The sequence below is a fragment of the Neorhizobium alkalisoli genome, from assembly GCF_007829835.1.
Taxonomy (GTDB): domain Bacteria; phylum Pseudomonadota; class Alphaproteobacteria; order Rhizobiales; family Rhizobiaceae; genus Neorhizobium.
Genome location: NZ_VIWP01000003.1, coordinates 60,952 through 82,345 on the forward strand (window position 1 = coordinate 60,952; position 21,394 = coordinate 82,345).

20 protein-coding genes are annotated in these 21,394 nt (G+C 59.5%); 5 read left to right on the top strand and 15 right to left on the bottom strand.

The window, feature by feature from the left end:
- Positions 1-61 precede the first annotated feature (61 nt).
- Entirely contained in the window at positions 62-370 is a 309-nt protein-coding gene (locus FHW37_RS11150; RefSeq protein ID WP_145636235.1) for a flagellar basal body protein, read from the top strand.
- 24 nt (positions 371-394) lie between these two features.
- On the opposite strand, the gene dusA is transcribed toward FHW37_RS11150, so the two are convergent.
- On the bottom strand, positions 395-1,441 hold the full coding sequence (gene dusA, locus FHW37_RS11155; protein WP_145636236.1) for a tRNA dihydrouridine(20/20a) synthase DusA: 1,047 nt from the start codon (positions 1,439-1,441) through the stop codon (positions 395-397).
- A gap of 144 nt (positions 1,442-1,585) precedes the next feature.
- Between dusA and FHW37_RS11160 the strand changes: the two genes are divergently transcribed.
- Positions 1,586-2,272 carry a fumarylacetoacetate hydrolase family protein gene (locus FHW37_RS11160; protein WP_145636239.1) on the top strand — a complete coding sequence of 229 codons (687 nt, stop codon included), beginning with the start codon at positions 1,586-1,588 and terminating at the stop codon, positions 2,270-2,272.
- Positions 2,273-2,295: 23 nt separating this feature from the next.
- Positions 2,296-2,823 (top strand): gamma carbonic anhydrase family protein, encoded by a 528-nt coding sequence (locus FHW37_RS11165; protein WP_145636241.1) that lies wholly within the window; start codon positions 2,296-2,298, stop codon positions 2,821-2,823.
- A 50-nt stretch (positions 2,824-2,873) separates the two neighbouring features.
- Here the strand turns inward: FHW37_RS11165 and FHW37_RS11170 are convergent, their stop codons facing one another.
- From FHW37_RS11170 to FHW37_RS11180, 3 genes are read right to left on the bottom strand one after another with little or no spacing between them, the layout of a single operon-like run.
- Positions 2,874-3,296 (bottom strand): Fur family transcriptional regulator, encoded by a 423-nt coding sequence (locus FHW37_RS11170; RefSeq protein ID WP_145636242.1) that lies wholly within the window; start codon positions 3,294-3,296, stop codon positions 2,874-2,876.
- The gene (znuB, locus tag FHW37_RS11175; protein ID WP_145636244.1) at positions 3,293-4,120 is read right to left on the bottom strand and encodes a zinc ABC transporter permease subunit ZnuB; all 828 of its coding nucleotides are present in this window, start codon (positions 4,118-4,120) and stop codon (positions 3,293-3,295) included. Before znuB ends, FHW37_RS11170 begins: the two co-directional genes overlap by 4 nt.
- Positions 4,113-5,063: an ATP-binding cassette domain-containing protein gene (locus tag FHW37_RS11180; protein ID WP_210249295.1), complete on the bottom strand. Its 951-nt coding sequence runs from the start codon at positions 5,061-5,063 to the stop codon at positions 4,113-4,115. The genes znuB and FHW37_RS11180 overlap by 8 nt, the downstream gene beginning before the upstream one ends.
- Before the next feature lie 102 nt (positions 5,064-5,165).
- Between FHW37_RS11180 and znuA the strand changes: the two genes are divergently transcribed.
- A complete protein-coding gene (gene znuA / locus FHW37_RS11185; protein ID WP_145636248.1) occupies positions 5,166-6,131 on the top strand; it encodes a zinc ABC transporter substrate-binding protein ZnuA in 966 nt (321 codons plus the stop codon).
- A gap of 71 nt (positions 6,132-6,202) precedes the next feature.
- Here znuA and FHW37_RS11190 read toward each other — a convergent pair whose 3' ends face one another.
- From FHW37_RS11190 to FHW37_RS11235, 10 genes are all read right to left on the bottom strand, one after another.
- Entirely contained in the window at positions 6,203-6,520 is a 318-nt protein-coding gene (locus tag FHW37_RS11190) for an RcnB family protein (RefSeq protein WP_145636251.1), read from the bottom strand.
- A 153-nt stretch (positions 6,521-6,673) separates the two neighbouring features.
- Entirely contained in the window at positions 6,674-8,284 is a 1,611-nt protein-coding gene (locus FHW37_RS11195) for a glycoside hydrolase family 43 protein (protein ID WP_145636253.1), read from the bottom strand.
- Positions 8,285-8,536: 252 nt separating this feature from the next.
- The gene (gene mgrA / locus FHW37_RS11200) at positions 8,537-9,586 is read right to left on the bottom strand and encodes an L-glyceraldehyde 3-phosphate reductase (protein WP_145636255.1); all 1,050 of its coding nucleotides are present in this window, start codon (positions 9,584-9,586) and stop codon (positions 8,537-8,539) included.
- 159 nt (positions 9,587-9,745) lie between these two features.
- The gene (locus FHW37_RS11205; protein WP_145636257.1) at positions 9,746-10,879 is read right to left on the bottom strand and encodes a Gfo/Idh/MocA family protein; all 1,134 of its coding nucleotides are present in this window, start codon (positions 10,877-10,879) and stop codon (positions 9,746-9,748) included.
- A 30-nt stretch (positions 10,880-10,909) separates the two neighbouring features.
- Positions 10,910-11,671, bottom strand: coding sequence for a sugar phosphate isomerase/epimerase family protein (locus FHW37_RS11210; protein ID WP_145636259.1), 762 nt, complete (start codon positions 11,669-11,671; stop codon positions 10,910-10,912).
- Positions 11,672-11,697: 26 nt separating this feature from the next.
- Positions 11,698-14,130: a beta-mannosidase gene (locus FHW37_RS11215; RefSeq protein WP_145636261.1), complete on the bottom strand. Its 2,433-nt coding sequence runs from the start codon at positions 14,128-14,130 to the stop codon at positions 11,698-11,700.
- A gap of 16 nt (positions 14,131-14,146) precedes the next feature.
- Positions 14,147-15,262, bottom strand: a complete 1,116-nt coding sequence (locus FHW37_RS11220; protein WP_145636263.1) for an ABC transporter ATP-binding protein — start codon at positions 15,260-15,262, stop codon at positions 14,147-14,149.
- A 6-nt stretch (positions 15,263-15,268) separates the two neighbouring features.
- Entirely contained in the window at positions 15,269-16,231 is a 963-nt protein-coding gene (locus FHW37_RS11225; protein ID WP_145636266.1) for a carbohydrate ABC transporter permease, read from the bottom strand.
- Entirely contained in the window at positions 16,224-17,126 is a 903-nt protein-coding gene (locus tag FHW37_RS11230; protein WP_145636268.1) for a carbohydrate ABC transporter permease, read from the bottom strand. Before FHW37_RS11230 ends, FHW37_RS11225 begins: the two co-directional genes overlap by 8 nt.
- Positions 17,127-17,218: 92 nt before the next feature.
- Positions 17,219-18,448 carry an ABC transporter substrate-binding protein gene (locus tag FHW37_RS11235; RefSeq protein WP_145636270.1) on the bottom strand — a complete coding sequence of 410 codons (1,230 nt, stop codon included), beginning with the start codon at positions 18,446-18,448 and terminating at the stop codon, positions 17,219-17,221.
- A gap of 367 nt (positions 18,449-18,815) precedes the next feature.
- Between FHW37_RS11235 and FHW37_RS11240 the strand changes: the two genes are divergently transcribed.
- On the top strand, positions 18,816-19,853 hold the full coding sequence (locus FHW37_RS11240; RefSeq protein ID WP_145636273.1) for a LacI family transcriptional regulator: 1,038 nt from the start codon (positions 18,816-18,818) through the stop codon (positions 19,851-19,853).
- Positions 19,854-19,917: 64 nt separating this feature from the next.
- Here FHW37_RS11240 and gndA read toward each other — a convergent pair whose 3' ends face one another.
- Positions 19,918-21,348, bottom strand: a complete 1,431-nt coding sequence (gene gndA / locus FHW37_RS11245; protein ID WP_145636275.1) for an NADP-dependent phosphogluconate dehydrogenase — start codon at positions 21,346-21,348, stop codon at positions 19,918-19,920.
- Positions 21,349-21,394 lie beyond the last annotated feature (46 nt).

A 21,394-nucleotide genomic window follows, 5' to 3' on the forward strand; every position in this document is an offset into this window, starting at 1 on the left:
TCATCCTTCCTTGAGGCCTGACGAATAGAATTCGCCCATCCATTCGGACGAGGCATTCGGCATGAGCATTTCGGCAGCGATCGGCATTTCGGTTTCGGGCATGCAGGCCCAGACAACGCGCCTGTCGGCGACCGCAAACAATATCGCCAATGCCACCACGCCAGGATATGCCCGGCAGACGACGAACCTCTCTTCGGTCGCGACCGGCGGCGTATCGGCGACGGTCACATCGTCGGGTGATCAAGGCGTCGACATGCTGACCGAAGTAACGGACATGCTCGGTGCGAAACAGGCCTTTGCCGCCAACGCCGCCGCGTTCGAAACCGGCGCCGACATGTGGCAGGTGCTGATGACGATAAAGCGCGACTGACGAACCCCACCGTCGAAACGCAGCTCAACCAGCCAGCCGCTTCTCTTCCACCTGCACTTTGGGCCCGCTTTCCAGATCGACCGCTGCAAAAGCCGCTTCGATGACGGCTGTCGTGGCGCCTGGCTTTGTCGCTTCGCTGGACAGAATCTGCCGGAAACGCCGCGCGCCGGCATAGCCTTGGAACAGACCGACCATGTGCCGCGTGACATGGTTCAACCGCCCGCCCCGCGTCATGACCTCTTCCGCGTAAGCCATCATCGTGTCGCGCAGGGAAAGCCAGTCGATATCGAAGGTGGCAACCTCTGCAGGACTCGAACCTTCGATCAAACCATCCACGCCGGCCAGCAGCCCGGTATTATGATAGGCGGCGCGCCCCACCATCACGCCATCCATGACGGCCAGGTGCGAGGCAGCCTGTTCCAGATCGGTGATGCCGCCATTGATGCCGAGAAAGACGTCCGGGTTCTCGCGCTTCATCCGGTGAACGAGATCATAATCGAGTGGCGGAATTTCCCGGTTTTCCTTCGGCGACAGGCCTTGCAGCCAAGCCTTTCGCGCATGGATCCAGATCGCATCCGCGCCAGCCCCGATCATCCGGGTCAAAAAATCCGGCAGAACCGTTTCCGGTTCCTGGTCATCGACACCGATCCGGCATTTTACCGTGACGGGAACATTCGAGACAGCCTTCATCGCAGCAACGAGATCCGCGACATGCGCCGCATCGCGCATCAGGCAGGCACCAAAAGTGCCGGACTGGACGCGATCGGACGGGCAGCCGACATTGAGGTTGATTTCGTCATACCCGTAATCGGCCGCGATCTTAACCGCTTCGACAAGCTTTGCCGCATCCGAGCCGCCAAGCTGCAACGCGACGGGATGTTCAGCTGGCGAATAGGACAGCAGCCGTTCGCGAGGCCCGAAAATGATCGCATCGGCCACGACCATTTCGGTATAGAGCAGCGCCTGGCCAGACAGCTGCCGATGCAGGAAGCGGCAATGCCGGTCCGTCCAGTCGATCATCGGTGCAACGGCAAATATCTTGCGGCCCTGTTTCAGCGCATCAGCATACATTCGAAATTCCTTGGGTTCGGCCGTCTCCATACAGCAAACCGAATTTCTTTGCCAGTTTTCCACCCGGCGGAAATGAAGGGCTTGGATTGACTGGAAAATTGAGGGACAACACCGGTCGTCACAAGTCAGTTCAGGATGCCTCTCATGCGCGCCACCGTCATCCCCGCCCCCGAACCCGTCCTTATCGATGTTGCCGGAGAAACCGAACAGTTCCCGGTTCGCCGCGTCTATTGCGTCGGTCGCAACTATGCCGACCATGCGATCGAGATGGGCCATGATCCGTCGCGCGAGCCGCCCTTCTTTTTTCAGAAGAATGCCGACAACCTTTATAACGGCGACACCTTCCCTTACCCGTCGCTTTCTTCCAGCGTCCATTTCGAAGTTGAGATGGTCATGGCGCTTTCCGGCGGCGGCAGCGATATCGCCCTCGAAGATGCCCTGTCGAAGGTTTATGGCTACGGCGTCGGCATCGATTTCACCCGCCGCGACCTGCAGGACCAGATGAAGAAGATGGGCCGCTCCTGGGAAGTGGCAAAGGCGTTCGAATATTCCGCCCCGGTCTCCGCCCTCATCCCGGCTGCCAAGATCGGCCATCCGCAGAACGGCGCGATCTGGCTCGACGTCAATGGATCGCGCAAACAGTCCGGCAATCTCGACCAGATGATCTGGAAACTGCCGGAAATCATCGTCGAACTGTCGAAGCTGTTTGTTCTTGCACCCGGCGACGTGATCATGACCGGCACGCCGGCCGGCGTCGGCCCGATCGTCAAGGGCGACAAGATCACCTGCGGCGTCGAAGGTGTCGGCGAGCTGTCGCTCAGCGTCGCCTGACATTCCGGCAGGGAGGAAGAGAAATGCCGCTTTACGCTTTGGGGGATTTCAAACCCACCCTGCCCGCCGCCGACCGTTTCTGGGTCGCGCCGGATGCCAATGTCATCGGAAAGGTCGTGCTGGGTGAGGATGTCGGCATCTGGTTCGGCGCCACGCTGCGCGGCGACAACGAACCGATCACGATCGGAGACCGCACCAATATTCAGGAAGGCGTGATGATCCACACGGATCCGCGCTTTCCCGTCACCATAGGCATCGATTGCACGATCGGCCATCACGCCATCGTCCACGGCTGCGAGATCGGTGACAATTCGCTGATCGGCATGGGCGCGACCATCCTCAATGGCGCCAAGATCGGAAAGAACTGCCTGGTCGGCGCCAATGCGCTCGTCACGGAAGGCAAGGAATTTCCCGACAATTCGCTGATCGTCGGCTCACCCGCAAAGGCCATCCGCACGCTGGATGATGAGGCCGTCGCGCGGCTGAAGGATTCGGCTCTGCGATATATCGAAAACTGGAAGCGCTTTTCGCGCGACCTCAAACCTCTTTGAGGTATTTTTGTACCGCGCAGCAAATGCGCGGTACAGTATTCCGCCCTGTCTCAGGCGGCGCAGGTCTGGCAGAGGCCGCGGATCTCGATCGTCGTTTTCGACGGCTTGAAGCCTTTCGACTTGGCCCAGTCGCCGAGACGGTGATCGACGGCGTGATCATGAAATTCCATCACCTGACTGCAGCTTTCGCAGATCGCAAAGGCGACCGTGCCATGGCCGTGGCCGGCTCCGCAGCAGGAGCTTTCCCGATGCGCGCAGGCAACAAAGGCGTTGAGACTTTCCAGCCGGTGCACCATGCCGAACTCGGTCAGCTTGTCGAGCGCGCGATAGACCTGCAGCGGCGCTCGAAAACCGTGGTCGCGCAGCTTGTCGAGGATCGTATAGGCGCTCATCGGCGCTTCGGAACGGTCCAGCACATCGAAGACGAGCGTCTGGTTCTTGGTCAATGCGGGCGACGATACCGGTGCGTTCATGATCGCACTCCCTTGTTTCCAGCCTGCCCGGCGGGGCTTTTCCCGAAGGCGGGCAACAGGCTCACGATGAAAAGTAGTAACGCAGCGACCACGATGGAAGGGCCGGACGGCGTATCATAGGTCAGCGAACCGAAAAGACCGCCGATAACGGCTGCAGCACCGATCAGCGCCGAAAACACTGCCATCCATTCCGGGCTTGCCGAAAACCGCCTTGCAGTCGCAGCCGGGATGATCAGCAAGGCGGTGATCAGCATGATGCCGACGATCTTCATGGCAATTGCGATCACCAGCGCCATCAAGAGCATGAAGAACAGCCGCGTGCGACCCGGATGCATGCCCTCCGCCTCCGCCACATCCTCGCTGACGGTCGAGGCGACCAGCGGCCTCCAGAGCCACGCAACGGCGGCCAGCACGACAATGCCGCCACCCCAGATCAGCGCGATATCCGAGCGAGTGACGGCCAGAATATCACCGAACAGAAAGGCGATCAGGTCGATACGGACCCAGCTCATGAAGGCGACGAGCACAAGGCCGATCGCCAGCGCCGAATGGGACAGGATGCCGAGCAGCGCATCCGCCGAAAGCGACTGCCGCCGCTGCAGGAGAAGCAGCAGGATCGCCACGAGAACGGCGACACCAAAGACGGAAACCAGAAGATTGACGCCGAAAAACAGCGAAAGCGCCACGCCGAGCAGCGCCGAATGCGCCATCGTGTCCCCGAAATAGGCCATGCGCCGCCAGACAACGAAACAGCCAAGCGGCCCTGCCGTCAGGGCAACACCAACACCAGCGACCAGTGCGCGAATGAAAAAATCGTCAAGCACGGCTGTTCACCCCGGTCTTTTCGTGGGCATCGGCATGATGATGGTGGCCGGCATGCTCATGCGGGTGATCATGGTGATGGTCATGATCGTGGTGGTGATCCTCACCATGGCTATGCGCATGACCATTGTGATCATGATGGTGTCCATCATCCGGGTGGCAATGGTCGGTGACCGAGCCATCCTTGTGCTGCACCCGTCCATCCGGCAGATGCGTATGGTCATGATGATGGCTGTAGACCGCCAGCTGCTGCGATGCGCCGCCGAAGAGCTTTGCGTAATCGGCGCTCTGGCTCACCGTTTCCGGCGTGCCGCGGCAGCAGACATGGCCGTTGAGGCAGATCACGGTATCCGTGCCGGCCATGACCATATGCAGGTCATGGGAAATCATCAGGATGCCGCAGCCGGTGGAATGGCGAATTTCACGGATCAGGGCATAAAGCGCCGCCTCGCCGGCAAAATCGACACCCTGCACCGGCTCGTCGAGCACCAGCAGATCCGGCTTGCGGGCGATCGCGCGGGCAAGCAGCGCCCGCTGGAATTCGCCGCCGGAGAGATGCCGCACCTCGGCATCGATCAGATGCGGAATGCCGGTCGCCTCGAGCGCGGATAGAATATCCTTGTTGTCGAGCGGGCTCGTCAGCCGCATCAGCCGGCGCACCGAAAGCGGCATGGTCCAGTCGATCGACAGCTTTTGCGGCACATACCCGATCCTCAGACCGTTTTTGCGCACGACTGACCCTTCATCGGCCTTCAGCACGCCGACCGCCATTTTGGCCGTCGTTGACTTGCCGGCGCCATTCGGCCCGATCAGCGTCACGACCTCGCCGCGTATGATCGAAAGATCCACGCCCCGTACCAGCCACCGGCCATCGCGACGAATGCCGGCCCCGTTCAGGGACACAAGCTGATCGCCGCCGGGCGCGGTCGCAACACGATTGCTCATCGCCATGTTTTTCAAAAATCCTGTTGTCAGCCCTCATGGCACACGTTATAGCATAACGCAATTGATGTAATAACATTACATTTCAAAACAAGGAAGCCTCCCATGAAATTCGTCGCCGCCCTGCTCCTCTCATCCGCCGCGCTGATCGGCGCTCCGAGTGCCTATGCGGCAACCCCGAATGTGGTCGTGTCGATCAAGCCGATCCATTCGCTGGTGGCCTCGATCATGCAGGGCGTGGCCGAGCCGAAACTGATCGTCGAAGGCGCCGCCTCGCCGCACACCTACAATATGAAGCCCTCGAATGCCGCGGCACTGCAGAAAGCCGACCTGATCTTCTGGATCGGCCACGGCATGGAATCCTTCCTCGAAAAGCCTCTTGAGGCGCTGGGTTCGAACGCCAATGTCGTCACACTGGAAGACGCGCCGGGCCTGACCAAGCTGAAATTCCGCGAGGGCGGCGTTTTCGAACCGGAAGCCGAAGAAGAAGGTCATGACCATGCTGCCGGCGCCGAAGAAGCGCATGATGACGGCGATCACGATCACGACGGCAATGACGTCCATCTCTGGCTCGACCCGATGAATGCCAAGGCCATGGCGATCGAGATCGAAAAGCGTCTCGTCCAGGCCGATCCGGAACATGCCGCCGCCTATCAGGCCAATGGCGCCGCCCTGATCAAGAAGATCGAAGCGCTGGATGGCGAGCTGAAGACCACGCTTGCGCCGGTCCAGAACAAGCCGTTCATCGTCTTCCACGACGCCTACCAGTATTTCGAGCACCGCTATGGCGTGAAGGTGGCAGGCTCGATCACCGTCAGCCCGGAAACCATGCCCGGCGCCGAACGCGTCAAGGAAATCCACCAGAAGGTCGAAGAGCTCGGCGCAACCTGCGTTTTTGCCGAACCGCAGTTCGAGCCGAAACTGGTCAAGGTCGTGACGGAAGGTTCCAAGGCGAAGTCCGGCGTGCTTGATCCGGAAGCCGGCGCGCTGAAGGAAGGCCCGGATCTCTATTTCGAGATGATGCGCGGCATCGCCAAAAACCTCAACGATTGCCTTTCAAAGGGTGCCTGATCACACACCCTGCGAATGAAAAATCCCGCCGAGGCTTTGAACCTCGGCGGGATTTTTTTTGTCTTTAGATCTTAGCGGCCGGCGATGATGCTGGAGATGATGCCGGAGGTGATACCGACCAGCAGGAACTGGTTGTCGGCGCGAACCCAGTGGTAACCGCGCGGCGGAGCCGACAGGCGGTAACGACGGTAATCCCGCACCTCCGCCATGCGGCGACGCTCGGCCGGCGACATGCGGTGGCCCTTGGTCCAGCGATGAGTGGTGACGACCCTCTTCTTCTCAACGGTCACCGTGCGGTGACGATCCGGACCATGGCGGAAATCCTGCGCCTGCGCCATCGGGGCGCCGATGACGGTTGCAGCGATAAGGGCAAGAAAAATCTTCTTCATGACTGTTTCCTCGTATTGAACACGGGAGGAAACTAGGGCGCCCGCGATGAACGCCCAATGAATTCAAGATTAAATATATGTAATGATAAGAATGGTTTGCCGGTCTAACTTCATAACAAGAATTTAATGATTAGCATTTCCGAATGCCGCCCTTCAGCGAATCTCTTCATAGGAAAACCCGCCGAAATCCGCATATTTTGCGCGGCCCGACGTGTCGAAGGCAAACATGCCGACAAAGGCGCCGGTGAAGGATCCATGCTCGCCGCGGCCGCCTTCGTCAGAAATGACGCTGGCATCCAGAACCGGCCCGAGTTCCTGCCAATCATTGGATCCGCCGTCGCGCCAATAAAATTGCAGGTCGTTATCCGTCACCTGCATCGCCAGATGCACCGGTCCGTCTGCAACTGAAACCCCGCTTCCCGCCGGAAAGATCATCCGTGCATGCGGGAAATCGCCGGGGCAGGAAAAGACGGTGACGACCCGCCCGAGCTTTTCATGCAGGGTGACGACGGCCGCGTGAAACTTGTGGCGGTTATAATAATGCGTCAGGCCCGCCGCCTGCTGATAGGTCTCCGGCTCGAAATCGACGATGGTCTCAGCCCGGAATGCATGATGCTCCTGCCGTCGCGCCACCAGCGACTGCTCGAACCATGAGCCTATGCTTTCGCGCCCATAAAGCCGCAGATGCCCCGGTCGTGCCTGAAGGCTGAAAATCCGTTCGGGCAAAGGTGTGCGCAGCCACTGAAACTCGGTCGGCAGATCCGGCCCTTCGAACAAGGTTTCCAAACGCTTCGGCTTTTCTACAGGAAATCCGCCCGATGGCGCCGGAACCTCGACATCCGGCACGACACCGCCCTGGGCGAGATAAAGCCAGTCATCCTCCCAGATACATTTTTGCAGCGCTGTCTCACGGCCGAGCGGTGAGCGCCGGCTCGGCGCAAGCGGCCGGCTGCAGAGATGCGTGTGATAGACCTCACCCTCCGACGTCTCGACATATTGGCCATGCCCTGCCCGCTGCAGAACCGCTGTCGGATGATCCTTCGAGGTGATCAGATGCGTCTGCGGGTGCATCTCGTAAGGCCCCTCGATCTGCCGCGACCGGGCCATGGTCACCGCATGGTCGTAGCCTGTGCCGCCCTCGGCGGTCGTCAGATAATACCAGCCATTGCGCTTGAAGAGATGCGGGCCTTCGACAAGCCCGAGCGAGCTGCCGGCAAAGATATTGCGGATTGGCCCAACCAGCTCCTTGGCCACCGGATCCCATTCCTGCAGCAAGATACCGTCAAAGGCCGGGTGTTTCGGGGCGCCGCCATAACTTTCGGTCCGGTGGTTCCACTGCATGTTGAGAAACCACTTTTTCCCGTCATCGTCATGGAACAAGGACGGATCGAAGCCCGAAGAATTCACATAGACCGGATCGGACCACTCGCCCTCGATCGTCGGCGACGTGACGATGTAATTATGGGCATCCTTGAAATTCCCGTCATATCGTTTGACGTCGGTGTAGACGAGATAGAACAGACCGTCCGCGAAGGACAGGCAGGGTGCCCATATACCGCAACTGTCGGGATTGCCGCGCATGTCGAGCTGGCTTGCCCGCTCCAGCGGCCGGCGCACCAGCGTCCAGTTGACGAGATCGCGCGAATGGTGGATCTGCACGCCGGGATACCATTCGAAGGTCGAGGTGGCGATGTAATAGTCCTCGCCGACGCGGCAGATCGATGGATCCGGGTTGAAACCCGGCAGGATCGGATTGCGGATCATGTTTCTCTCCTCCCGAATGAAACAGATAGGCCAGCCTCTCCCCGGGCTTCCTCTGTGTGTGTGATACGCGGCGCCGGCGCCCCTCATCCGGCTACCGCCACCTTCTCCCCGCATGCGGGGAGAAGGGTATGCCGCGCCCGCTCGTTCCTAGTTCAAAGCGTGAAGATGACCTGCCCACCGACCTTGCACTGAGCAAGTCCCCTCTCCCCGCATGCGGGGAGAGGGTTAGGGTGAGGGGCAAATCCGCTGCACCTACTTATTCCGCGCCGGACCTTCCCGTTCAGCAGATGCAGCCCAGATGTTGATATCGGCCTCCTTGGCGTGAACATCGATCTCCGCCAGCTCCTCGGCGGTGAAATCCGGCTTTTCCAGCGCCTTGACGCAATCCTCGACCTGCGCAGCGCGGCTTGCGCCGATCAGCGCCGTGGTGACGCGGCCACCACGCAGAACCCAGGCAAGCGCCATCTGCGCCAGCGTCTGGCCGCGCCGCTCGGCAATCGCATTGAGCCGAAGCAGGTTTTCGACGTTCTTGTCGTTGAGGAAGGCCGGGCGCAGCGACTTGCCCTGTGCGGCGCGGCTGTCTTCCGGAATTCCGCCGAGATATTTTGAGGTCAGCATGCCCTGTGCCAGCGGCGAAAAAACGATCGAGCCGATGCCGAGATCGTCCAGCGCATCGAGAAGACCGTCTTCCTCGACCCAGCGATTGATCATCGAATAGCTCGGCTGGTGGATCAGGATCGGCGTGCCGAGGTCCTTCAGGATCGCGGCAGCCTCGCGGCTTCGCTTCGAATTGTAGGAGGAAATGCCGACATAAAGCGCCCTGCCCGAACGAACGATATGATCAAGCGCGCCACAAGTTTCCTCGAGCGGCGTATCCGGGTCAAAACGGTGGGAATAGAAGATATCGACATAGTCGAGGCCCATACGCTTCAGGCTCTGGTCGCAGGACGCGATCAGATATTTGCGGCTGCCCCATTCACCGTAAGGACCCGGCCACATGTTGTAACCGGCCTTGGATGAAATGATCAGCTCATCGCGATAGCCTTTGAAATCCTCGCGAAGAATCTGGCCGAAGGCGAGTTCGGCGCTACCAGGCTTTGGGCCATAATTGTTGGCGAGGTCGAAATGGGTGATGCCGAGATCGAAAGCCTTGCGGCAAATCTCCACCTTGCGGTCATGCGGCGTGTCATCGCCGAAATTGTGCCAGAGACCAAGCGAGATCGCCGGAAGTTTGAGGCCGGAATGGCCGCAGCGATTATACTTCATCTTCTCGTAGCGGTTTTCCGCCGGTTGCCAGGTCATGGTCAAAATTCCTCCTATAAATATGCGGCGCGCCTAAAGCGTATCGCGATCCTTCGGATTCGCTCCATACGCTTTAGTCTTTTGTTTTAGCATGTCGTTTTCGCAAAACCGCGACACACTTTTGCGCGACATCCTGTAGCGCGCCGCATTGATACTCGTTCAGCGCAGAAGTGCCAGCGCTTCGTCGATGCCAAGCGCCGCCGGCTTGCTGCAGGTGGTCGTCATCTCGATGAATTTTCCTTCCTCACCCGATTTCAGGATCGAGGTCATGACGTCGATGCCGTGCAGTGCCCGGTCGAGCGAGCACCGCGCGTCACGCCCTTCGATCAGCGCCATCGCCATGTCTGCAAGCCCGGCCGTGCGGTAATTGGCGCGCGGCCCCTGCGGGCTCTCCTGATTGGATTTGCCGAACGGATGATCCCAGTTCTCAAGCGGCTGGATATCCTTGTTGCGGCCGCTGGCCTCGACCACACCACCAAAGAAATTCGGGTCGGGCACGTAAATCGAGCCTTCCGTGCCGTAGAGTTCCATATTGGCATGCCGGTGCGACCAGACATCCCAGCTGGCGGAAAGCGTGATCGTCGCGCCGCTGACGAATTCCAGGAGGGCGTGGATATTGGTCGGCGTCTCGACCTGGATCGTCTGGCCGAACAGGGGCTCGCTGGTGATCGTGCGGGTTTCCGTCGCCATCGTCGCCAGTGCCGCGACCCGTTTTACCGGACCGATGAGGTTGATGAGATTGGCGATATAATAAGGGCCGAGATCGAGAACCGGGCCGCCGCCTTCCTGGAAGAAGAAACCAGGATTGGGGTGCCACATTTCCATGCCGGGGCTCATCACGTGGCATGTGCCGGAGGTGATCTGCCCGACACCGCCTTCATCGATGTATTTGCGGGCCAGCTGATGCGCCCCGCCCATGAACGTGTCGGGCGCGCAGCCGACGGAAAGGCCCTTCTGCTTGGCAAGAGCCGCCAGCTCCTTGCCTTCCGCAAGCGAGATCGTCAGCGGCTTTTCCGAATAAACATGTTTGCCGGCGGTCAGGATCGCCTTCGAGACGGCAAAATGCGCCGCCGGGATCGTCAGGTTGACGATCACGTCGAGCTCGTCGTTTTTCAGGAGTTCAGTCACGGATTGCGCCTTGACCCCATATTCCTTCGCACGCGCGGTTGCCGCATCAGCATTGAGGTCCGCGCAGGCCAGGACTTTCAACCCTTTGAAAAGCGGCGCGAGCTTGAAATAGGTGGTCGAAATATTGCCGCATCCCATGATGCCGACGCCGAGTTCCTTTGGCATGGAAACCTCTCCAGTCAGATGTGATTGTTTTCAGTAGGTATTGAAGGATGCCATCGAACGGCTGGCAAGGCGCTCGATATCCTTCGGGTTGTCGTGTTCAAGGACGAAATATTTCGCCGACGTCTTGCGCAAGGCGGCCATCAGATCCTTCCACGGCACGGTTCCATGGCCGACATCGGCCCAGCCATCCTCGTCGGTGTTTTCGCCGGCCGGCGCGATATCCTTGATGTGGACTGCCGAGATCCGCTTGCCGTAGCTCTCGATCCAGCCGAAGGGGTCAGCACCACCACGCACCACCCAGGCGACGTCCATTTCCCAGGAAAGATCCGGGCCGCCGGCAAAGATTTGCTCCTGCGGTGTCGAACCATCGGCAAGCGTGACGAATTCGAAATCGTGATTGTGCCAGCCAAAGATATAGCCGGCATCCTGATACCGCTTGCCGGCCTCCGCCAGACGTTGGCCGAAAGCGAACCATCCGGCCGCATCACTCGGTCTCTGGTCGGCGACGAGGTGCGGGCAATAGATGGCATTGATGCCGAGTGTCTTTGCGATGAGCAGGGCCTGATCAGCCTCCTTCTCGAGAAGATCGATGCCAAAATGCCCGGTCGGCATGGAAAGTCCGTTTGCGTCAAGATCCGCTCGCATTGCCTTCAGGCCCGCCTCGTCCAGCGTCGCGTAAAGCCCGCCATAACCTTCGACCGATTTATACCCATTGCGGGCGACGACCTTCAGAACATCCGAGAGCGGCGGGAAATTGCGGGCGCTGTAAAGCTGAAAACCGAGATTGGTCATGGACCTGTCCTTTCCTTTGAATGAGATCAGGCTGCCGCCTGGCAGCTGTAGAGGTCGTAGATGCGAAAATCCGGGATCGCCTCCTGCGGCACGGCGGGCGTGAAGCGCAGGATGCGGGTTTCGCCGGAGGCGAGATCGAAAGCGTTGTCGGAATAGCGGCCGGCGATGTCGGTCTCGATCAGCACGAAAAGCGCCAGCCCTGTCGCGGCAACGGAAAGCTCGAACGAGCCGTCACCAGTCGAAGACACGGAGAGCTGCAGGCCCGATGGACGAAGTTCGAGCGCCTTGTAGGTGGAGACCGGAAGATTCCCCTCGCCGCGCATACCGTTCGAGGCGACAAACGTCCAGGCAAGGATCGTGTCGGCAGCAACCGTATTCATCGGCATGGTCAGAGCAGTTACGGCGGCATCCGGTCCGCAGACCGCTTCGACGCGCATCGTGTCCTTGCGCCGTCCGCCAAGATCGACAACTGAGATGTCGAGTGTCACCGAGACATCCTCGGCCGTATCATTGACCAGCGAAAACCGGATCTCGCTCCCATCCTCCGATGGAATAGCCGCAACTGATACTGGCTGGAAAAAGCGCCGGGCCAGGTAATGCAAGACCTTCCAGCTGCCGCCGTAATCGAGGCTCGACCACGACGCGACCGGCCAGGTGTCGTTGAGCTGCCAGTAGAGCGTGCCCATGCAATGGGGTTTTAGCGATCGCCAGAAATCCACCGCCGTCTTGATCGCCAGCCCCTGCTGCACCTGGCTCAGATAGACGAAATTGGCAAAATCCTTCGGGAAACGGAAATTGCGGAACATCGTGCCCGCAATCCGCTCATTGCCTCCGGCATTCTTCTGGTGATGCTCCATGACCGGCGACGCGATGTTGAAATCCTTCTCCGCCGCATAGGTCTCGATCACGGGCAGCGACGTGTAGGACTGAAATCCGAATTCGGAGCAGAAGCGCGGCTTGACCGACCGGTAGTCGGAAAACGGCTTGTTCTCGTGCCAGACCGACCAATAGTGCATGTCACCGGATCCATCCGCGTGCCAGGCATCGCCGTAATCGAGATAACCCGAAGCCGGGCTCGACGGCCACCAGAGGGCGCCGGGTGCTGATGCCTTGAAGGCGCGCTCGATCATGTGATTGAGCCGGTCATAAGAAACGAGATAACGGTCTCGGTTACCCCGCGATTCCGGAAACCAGGTGAGCGCGCCCACCAGTTCGTTATCGCCGCACCACAAAACGATGGAGGGATGCGAGGACAGCCGCCGCACCTGATAATCCACCTCGGCCGCGACATTCTCCAGAAAGTCCGGCGTCGAGGGATAGAGATTGCAGGCGAACTGAAAATCCTGCCAGACCATCAGCCCGAGCCGGTCGCAGAGATCGTAAAACCAGTCCGCTTCGTAAAAACCGCCGCCCCAGACGCGGATCATGTTCATGTTCGCTTCGACGGCGGACCGCAGGAGATCCTCGGTCTTTTGCCGGCTCGACAATGAAAACAGCGCGTCCGCCGGGATCCAGTTGGCGCCGCGGCAGAAGATTTCCCGGCCGTTGATGCGGAAGGCAAAACGGCTGCCCGCCTCATCCTTGTCGGTCAGGAGCTCGGCGGTGCGAAGACCGATCTGGCGTGTCACCGTTTCATCCGGCGTCTCGATCGTCAGGGCATAAAGCGATTGTTCGCCGCTGCCCGCCGGCCACCAGAGTTTCGGATTTTCGACATGGAAGACATGCGCCAGCGTGTTTTCGCCGGCCTTTACGCCGAGATCCAGCCGCAGACGTTCTTCGCCGAGTGACACGTAAACCGGCACCACACCCTGCCCCTCGGCATGAAGCGTTACGGTGACAGTCAGATCGACTGCATCGCCGGCATGTCTCTGCTCGGTGACGACATGCTCGATCCGCGCCACATCGAGCCGCTTCAAGGCGATATCGCCATAAAGACCGAGCGGTGCGATGGCGATATTCCAGTCCCAGCCGAAATGGCTTTGCGGCTTGCGCAGCATGTTGCCGTTCGGGATCGGACTATTGGTCGTCGAATAGGGAATGTAGAAGGGCTGTCGCGCCTGCCGCTCCGCCCCTTCGACAATGCTGGAATGGAAGAGAATGCGGATGACATTCTCGCCGCTCTTCAGCACCTTCGTCACATCCGGCCGGTAACGGCGAAAGCAATTGTCCGCGGCCAAAACCTCGATATCGTTGACGAAAACGGTCGCAACCGTATCGAGATAGGTGATGTCGAGATACCAGGAGCCATCTAGGTCATCGACCGAAAAACGCCGTTCGATCACCCAATCGCCCTGCGCCACCCATTGCACGTCGTTTTCATTGCGGCCGACATAGGGATCTGGAATGATGCCGGCCTGTTTCAGCGCCGTATGCACATCACCGGGGATCGGCATCGAAGTCCGATGCGCGCCGTCTTTCGACGACAGGTTCCAAGAACCGGTAAGGTCGATAAAGGTCATCGGAAAAAACTCACTCTCAAATACGCTCTTCGCTCACGGCATCGAAAAGCGATGCCATGCTCATGTCGAACCCGAGCCGGACTTTTGTGCCGACCGCGTAGCGCCTCTCGCCGCCGATACGAACCGAAAGCGTATGGCCGGCATGTTTCAGCCAGAGGAGATTGTCGGCCCCCATCGGCTCCTCGATATCGACGACCGCCTCATGTGTTTCACCATGGCCGATATCGCTGTCGACCTTCACATGCTCCGGCCGCAATCCGAGGATGACCTTCCGCCCCGCGGCAAGCGCTTCCGAAGCCTGATAGCCATCGAGCGAAAAGCTGACGCCATTGGTGCGGAACGCGATATGGCCACCCTCGTCGACCAGCTCGCCCTTGAGAAAATTCATCGAAGGTGAGCCGATGAAGCCGGCGACGAACTTGTTCTTCGGGCGGTTGTAGATGGTCATTGGATCGTCGAGCTGCTGGATCACGCCGCTTTTCATGATCGCGATCCGGTCCGCAAGAGTCAGCGCCTCGATCTGGTCATGGGTGACGTAGATCATCGTGTTCTTCAGCGACTGATGCAGCCGCTTGATTTCAACACGCAATTCGGAGCGCAGCTTGGCATCGAGATTGGACAGCGGTTCGTCGAACAGAAAGACATCGACATCCCGCACCAGCGCCCGGCCGATCGCCACACGCTGCCGCTGGCCGCCGGAAAGGGCTGCCGGCTTGCGGTTGAGGAGCGGTTCGATCTGCAGAATGCCGGCCGCGCGAGCCACTCTCCGGTCGATCTCGTCCTTCGCGAGACCCGCGACCCGGAGACCGAAGGACAGGTTCTTTTCCACCGTCATCTGCGGATAAAGCGCATAGGACTGGAACACCATGCCGATACCGCGGTCCTTCGGTTCCTCCCAGGTGACATTCCTGTCCTTGATGAAGATCTGGCCATCGGTCGGCTCCAGAAGTCCTGCGATGCAATTGAGCAGCGTGGACTTGCCGCAGCCGGACGAGCCGAGAAGGACAAGAAACTCCCCGTCGCGGATATCGAGATTGAGGTTTTCCAGAACCGTCACCGCCCCGAAGGACAGAGACAAGTCGCGGATCGAAACGCTGCTCGCACGATTGGCGAAACTCGAGAGGTCGGTCATTTTGGCTTACCCCTTTACTGCGCCGGCGGCGATGCCACGGACGAAAAGCCTGCCGGAAACGAAATAGACGATCAGCGGCACGGCGCCGGTGAGCAGCGTCGCGGCCATGTTGACATTGTATTCCTTCACCCCCTGGACGGAGTTGACGATGTTGTTGAGCTGCACGGTCATCGGATAGGTGTCGGGCCGGGTGAAGACGACGCCGAACAGAAAGTCGTTCCAGATGCCGGTCACCTGCAGGATCATCGCGACCACGAAGATCGGCAGCGACATGGGCAGCATGATCCGCCCATAGATCTGCCAGAACCCCGCCCCGTCGATGCGTGCCGCCTTGAACAGTTCTTCCGGCAGCGAGGCGAAATAGTTGCGGAACAAAAGCGTCAGGATCGGCATGCCGAAGATCGTGTGGACGATGACGAGGCCGGTCAGCGTGCCGTAAATGCCGAGTTCGCGCAGGATGATGACGATCGGATAGATCATCACCTGATAGGGAATGAAGGCGCCGACGATCAGGATCGAGAAGAACAGTTCCGATCCCTTGAACCGCCAGTTGGCAAGCGCATAACCGCTGACCGAGGCGACAAGGATGGAGACGACGACGGAGGGCACGAGAATCCGCACCGAATTCCAGAAGCCGCGCGAAAGACCATCGCAATTCAGCCCGGTGCAGGCTTGAGCCCAGGCTTTCACCCAGGGCTCGAAGGTGATTTCGACAGGCGGCGAAAAGATATTGCCGAGCCGGATTTCAGGCATGCCCTTCAGCGAGGTTACGACCATCACATAGAGCGGCAGCAGGTAATAGAGTGCCGCAAGGCCAAGAATGCCGTAGAGAAAGATGTTTCGCCGCGACAGCACCCGCTTCGGCCGGCGCCCTCTCGGGCCGGGATTGAGGCTGGATCGGACTTTCAGCTCCGGCGACATCGCATCGATGCCGGCCGTAGTCGCGTTGAGGGTCGAGGTATCAGACACGCTTGCGCCCTCCGAATTCGAGATAGGCCCAGGGAACGACGATGATCGCCACCGTCAGCAGCATCATCGTCGAGGCCGCAAAGCCCTGGCCGAGATTCTGGGCCTGGAACATGTAGTCGTAGACATATTTGGCAGGCACTTCGGAGGCGTTGCCGGGGCCGCCACTCGTCTGGGCGACAACGAGGTCGTAGAGCTTGACGATGCCGCTGGCGATCAGAACCAGCGTGGTGATGAAGACCGGGCGCATCATCGGGATGACGATGAAAATATAGGTCTTCCACATCGGAATGCCGTCGACCCGCGCCGCCTTCCAGATGTCCTCGTCTATGCCGCGCAGGCCGGCGAGCATCAAGCACATGACAAGCCCCGTTCCCTGCCAGAGGCCGGCGATCAGGATGCCGTAGATGACGATTTCAGGCGTATAGAGCGGATCGAAGGTAAAACTTTCCCAGCCAAGCGACCGCACCACGCCCTGCACGCCATATTCCGGGTTCAGCACCCATTGCCAGACAAGGCCGGTGACGATGAAGGAAAGCGCGAACGGATAGAGAAAGATGGTGCGAAACGTGTTTTCGAAGCGGATTTTTTGGTCCATCAGTGCCGCCAGCACGAAGCCGATCAAAAGGCTGAAGATCAGGCAAAGCACGCCATAGATCGCCAGATTCTGGATCGAGATGATCCAGCGCGACGCTGCCCAAAGCCGCTCATACTGGTCGAAGCCGACAAACGTTGCTCGCGGCAGAAGCTTGGAATTGGTGAAGGAATAGATGACCGTCCAGACCGTGCCGCCGAGGAAGATGACGAGTGCCGTCAGCATCATCGGAATGCAGGCAATCTTCGAATTGAGATTGCGCAGGAACTGGTTGGGCCGGCCGGGTGCAACGGACTTCGCCATAACGCCTCCTTGGTTCACGATGCGCGGTGACGCGCATATCCTGCACCGGCCCTGACGGTTCAGGGCCGGCTCAGATGGTCAGCCAGGCGGTATCAGTCCGCAGCCTCGATCAGGGACACGAAGCGCTTCTGCGCATCCTTGACCGAAATCGAGGTATTGAAGAATTCCGACATCAGGTCTTCCTTCTGCTTCTGCGTATCGGCAGAAATCAGCTGGTCGGTACTGGTCGCAACACCGCCCTTGGCGATGATCGCGATCCCCTTCTTCATGCAGTCATTGGCGGTAGCGAGATCCACGTCGCCACGAATCGGCACGGAGCCCTTTTTCAGATTGAAGGCGACCTGAGTCTTTGGATCGACGATGGTTGCCGCCAGCACTTCCTGCGCCTTGGACTTTTCCGCATCCTTCAGGAGCGGGAAATAGAAGGCGTCGCCGCCGGTGGTCAGGGTCTGGTTCAGTCCGAGACCGGGAAGGCAGGTGTAATCGGTACCGGCCTTCTTGTTGGCGATCTGGAATTCGCCCTGCGCCCAGTCCCCCATGATCTGGCCGCCGGCCTTGCCGGTCAGTACCAGATTGGTCGCCTGGTTCCAGTCCTGCACGTTCGATCCCTTGGCAAGCTGGCGCGCCTGATCGGCCGCCTCGAAGATCTTTGCCATGTCGGGACCGGCAGCAACCTTCGCATCCTTGTCCTTGTAGACCTTGTTGTAGAGGTCCGTGCCACCGACCGAGATCACCAGCGCGTCGAACAGGCCGTTCGCCTGCCAAGGCTGGCCGCCGAGTGCCAGCGGCTGGATGCCGGCCTTCTTCAGGGCCGGACCGGCTGCGACGAATTCGTTCCAGTTCTTCGGAACCTCGACGCCCGCCTTCTTGAAGGCCTCGTTCGACAGCCACAGCCATTGCCAGGAATGGATATTGACCGGCGCGCAATAGATCTTGCCGTTGATCGTGCAGGATGCCAGCAGGCTCTGCGGCTTGATGACGTCCTTCCATTTGCCCTTTTCGGCGACATCCGTCAGGTCACGCATCAACCCCGATTGCACCAGTTCCTCCGCCTGGCGACCGTGGTTGAACTGGGTTGCGCCCATCGGATCGCCGCCGGTAATGCGGCTGATCATGATCGGCCGGGCCGTGCCGCCGGAACCGGCGATCGCACCATCCACCCAATGATTTCCGGTTGCATCAAAGGCCTTGGCAAGCTCTGCCACGGCTGCTGCCTCGCCACCCGATGTCCACCAATGGGTGACTTCGAGATCGGTCGCATGCGCGGCAAACGGCATGGCGACGCTAACGGCCAAAAAGGCCGTGAATGCACGAATACGCATGAGTCTCCTCCCTCACTGAAACGTTGCAGTAAAAGCCTATGGGAAACTCTTCAGACAGGCAAGCGGAGGAACCGGTAAAATTTCAATCGAAACAAGAATGCAATCTTTGATAGCACATATCTGACTCAAGGGAAAAATTGCATTCCATTCGATTTCAGATATTTGCCGACAAATGGCCGCAAGTCGCTTCGCACGCGCAAAAAAGTTTGTGCGTGCGCTAAATACAACCCATGAGATGCGCGGCCGCAGCATGCTACAAAAAATATGCATCACTTCACCTGTATCGTTGCAGTTTTTACCGCTATGTAAGAGCGACAGTGTATTGAGCGGGCTTGAAAGGCAGCGCTTTGCGCGCTCGGACGGCATCATGGACGACTACGGAAAACCGAACCAAGCTGGGCCTGCGACACGCGAGCGCCCTACCCTGAAAACCATCGCCTACATGACCGGCCTTGGCATCACCACCGTTTCGCGGGCGCTGAAGGATGCCCCGGATATCGGCGCGGAGACGAAAGAGCGCGTCAGGCTCGTCGCCCGCCAGCTCGGTTACCAGCCAAACCGTGCAGGCGTGCGCCTGCGCACCGGCAAGACCAACGTCATTGCGCTTGTGCTGAGCATCGATCAGGAGCTGATGGGTTTTTCCAGCCAGATGATGCAGGGCATTTCCGAAGTGCTCGCCGGCACCCAGTACCATCTCGTTCTGACCCCGCATTCCTTCGAGAAGGACCCGATGGTGCCGGTCCGTTATATCCTCGACACCGGCTCCGCCGACGGCGTGATCCTGTCGCGGATCGAGCCCGAGGACGCGCGTGTCCGCCTTATGGACGAACGACAACTGCCTTTCGTCACCCACGGCCGCACCGACATGGGCATTACCCATGCCTTTCACGACTTCGACAACGAGGCCTATACCTATCAGGCGGTCGAAAAGCTCGTCAGCCTCGGCCGGCGTCGTATTGCACTGCTCGCACCCAATCCGAAACTCGCCTTCCAAATCCATAGCCGGATCGGCTTCGAGCGTGGCCTTTCCGATTTTAACGCGACGGAAGTGTCCATGGGCCGCGTTACCAGCGAAACATCACTGGAAGACATCCGAGCCCATACAGAACGGCTTTTGCGCGGGACACAGCCGCCGGATGGCATCATCTCGATCAGCGGTTCGGCAACCGTCGCCATGATCGCTGGCATCGAAGCATCAGGATGCAAGCTCGGCAAAGAGGTTGATCTCGTCTCAAAACAATCGGCCGAATTTTTGAACTGGATCAGGCCCGAGATCTACACGGTGAATGAGGATATCCGGCAGTCCGGCAGGCAACTCGCCAAGTCACTGCTAGCGCGGATCGATGGCGTGGCACCGGAGCTGCTGCAAAGCATCGGCAATCCGGTCTGGTCGGAACGACCCTGAAACGAAGAAAGCCGCCCCAGATGTCTGGAGCGGCTTTTTAACGTCAGAATGAAAATAGCCCGGATTACGCGAGCGTCGCCAGGCCGCTTCCCCACGGACCATGGTGCTTGTCGACACCATCGAGGCGATCGAAGCCGTGGGCACCAAAGAAGTCGCGCTGCGCCTGGATCAGGTTGGCCGTGCCACGACCGCGGCGATAGGCATCGAAATAGGACAGCGCCGAGGCAAGCGCCGGAACCGGCAGGCCCGACATCGTGGCGTAAGAAACGATCCGGCGCAGGGCGCCGTCAGTTTCCTTGACCATGTCGGCAAAGGCCGGAGTGACGATCAGGTTCGGCACATCCGGATCCTTGGTGAAGGCCGACGTGATCTCGTCGAGGAACTGCGACCGGATGATGCAGCCATCGCGCCAGATTTTTGCGATGATCGGCATGGGCAGGTTCCAATTGAATTCCTTGGAAGCGGCGGCCATGACCGCAAAACCCTGCGCATAGGCGCCAATCTTGGCGGCGAGAAGCGCATTTTCGAGATCGGCCAGGAAAGCCATGCCGTCCTGCGGCTTGGAAGCCTTCGGCAGGCCGAACAGCTTCTCGGCGGCCAGGCGCTCGGTGCGCTGCGAGGACAGAACACGGCCGGCGACGGCGGCTTCGATCGCTGTCGCGGCGACGCCCATGTTCTGCGCCTCGATGACGGACCACTTGCCGGTGCCCTTCTGGCCGGCCGCATCGACGATCACATCGACCATCGGCTTGCCGGAGATCGGGTCGGTTGCCTTCAGCACCTTCTCGGAAATCTCGATCAGGTAGGAATTCAGGCGGCCGGCATTCCAGCGGCCGAACACTTCGCCGATTTCGGACGCGCTCATGCCGAGACCATCGCGCAAAATGCCGTAGATCTCGGCGATCATCTGCATGTCGGCATATTCGATGCCGTTATGGATCGTCTTGACGAAATGGCCGGCCCCATTTTCACCAAGCCAGGCAACGCAGGGCTCGCCGTGGAATTTTGCGGAAATCGAGGTCAGAACCTTTTCCACGCGCTTCCAGCTTTCTTCGGTGCCGCCGACCATGATCGAGGGGCCGTGGCGCGCGCCTTCCTCACCGCCGGATACGCCCATGCCGATGAAGGTCAGGCCGGAATCCTTGAGATTGTCGAAACGGCGCATCGTGTCGCGGAAATTGGCATTGCCGGCATCGATCATGATGTCGCCGTTCGAGAGATACGGCTTCAGCAGCTCCATCTGCTGATCGACGGGATCGCCGGCCTTGATCATGATGATGATCGGCCGCGGCGGGCGGATGGATGCAACGAACTGCTCGAGCGTCTCGCAGGGGATGATCTGGCCCTGGAGTTCGCCGGCATCGGCGTAGAATTTTTTCGTGACTTCGGGAGTGCGGTTGAAGACCGCAATCTTGTTTCCTTTTTCGGCAATGTTCAGCGAAAGGTTCGCGCCCATGACGCCGAGGCCGATAAGACCGATTTCTGCCTGTTCCACGATAAAGCCTCCGGTTTTTAAATTTCGCGGCTGTTTTGGCACCCCA

Excerpts from the sequence above, each read along its gene's own strand:
- FHW37_RS11220 (WP_145636263.1), bottom strand. The coding sequence starts at position 15,262 with ATGACCGACCTCTCGAGTTTCGCCAATCGTGCGAGCAGCGTTTCGATC.
- znuA (WP_145636248.1), top strand. The coding sequence starts at position 5,166 with ATGAAATTCGTCGCCGCCCTGCTCCTCTCATCCGCCGCGCTGATCGGC.
- FHW37_RS11150 (WP_145636235.1), top strand. The coding sequence starts at position 62 with ATGAGCATTTCGGCAGCGATCGGCATTTCGGTTTCGGGCATGCAGGCC.
- FHW37_RS11235 (WP_145636270.1), bottom strand. The coding sequence starts at position 18,448 with ATGCGTATTCGTGCATTCACGGCCTTTTTGGCCGTTAGCGTCGCCATG.
- FHW37_RS11215 (WP_145636261.1), bottom strand. The coding sequence starts at position 14,130 with ATGACCTTTATCGACCTTACCGGTTCTTGGAACCTGTCGTCGAAAGAC.
- FHW37_RS11205 (WP_145636257.1), bottom strand. The coding sequence starts at position 10,879 with ATGCCAAAGGAACTCGGCGTCGGCATCATGGGATGCGGCAATATTTCG.
- FHW37_RS11210 (WP_145636259.1), bottom strand. The coding sequence starts at position 11,671 with ATGACCAATCTCGGTTTTCAGCTTTACAGCGCCCGCAATTTCCCGCCG.
- FHW37_RS11230 (WP_145636268.1), bottom strand. The coding sequence starts at position 17,126 with ATGGCGAAGTCCGTTGCACCCGGCCGGCCCAACCAGTTCCTGCGCAAT.
- FHW37_RS11165 (WP_145636241.1), top strand. The coding sequence starts at position 2,296 with ATGCCGCTTTACGCTTTGGGGGATTTCAAACCCACCCTGCCCGCCGCC.
- FHW37_RS11190 (WP_145636251.1), bottom strand. The coding sequence starts at position 6,520 with ATGAAGAAGATTTTTCTTGCCCTTATCGCTGCAACCGTCATCGGCGCC.
- FHW37_RS11160 (WP_145636239.1), top strand. The coding sequence starts at position 1,586 with ATGCGCGCCACCGTCATCCCCGCCCCCGAACCCGTCCTTATCGATGTT.
- FHW37_RS11180 (WP_210249295.1), bottom strand. The coding sequence starts at position 5,063 with ATGAGCAATCGTGTTGCGACCGCGCCCGGCGGCGATCAGCTTGTGTCC.
- mgrA (WP_145636255.1), bottom strand. The coding sequence starts at position 9,586 with ATGACCTGGCAACCGGCGGAAAACCGCTACGAGAAGATGAAGTATAAT.
- FHW37_RS11240 (WP_145636273.1), top strand. The coding sequence starts at position 18,816 with ATGGACGACTACGGAAAACCGAACCAAGCTGGGCCTGCGACACGCGAG.
- FHW37_RS11195 (WP_145636253.1), bottom strand. The coding sequence starts at position 8,284 with ATGATCCGCAATCCGATCCTGCCGGGTTTCAACCCGGATCCATCGATC.
- dusA (WP_145636236.1), bottom strand. The coding sequence starts at position 1,441 with ATGTATGCTGATGCGCTGAAACAGGGCCGCAAGATATTTGCCGTTGCA.
- FHW37_RS11170 (WP_145636242.1), bottom strand. The coding sequence starts at position 3,296 with ATGAACGCACCGGTATCGTCGCCCGCATTGACCAAGAACCAGACGCTC.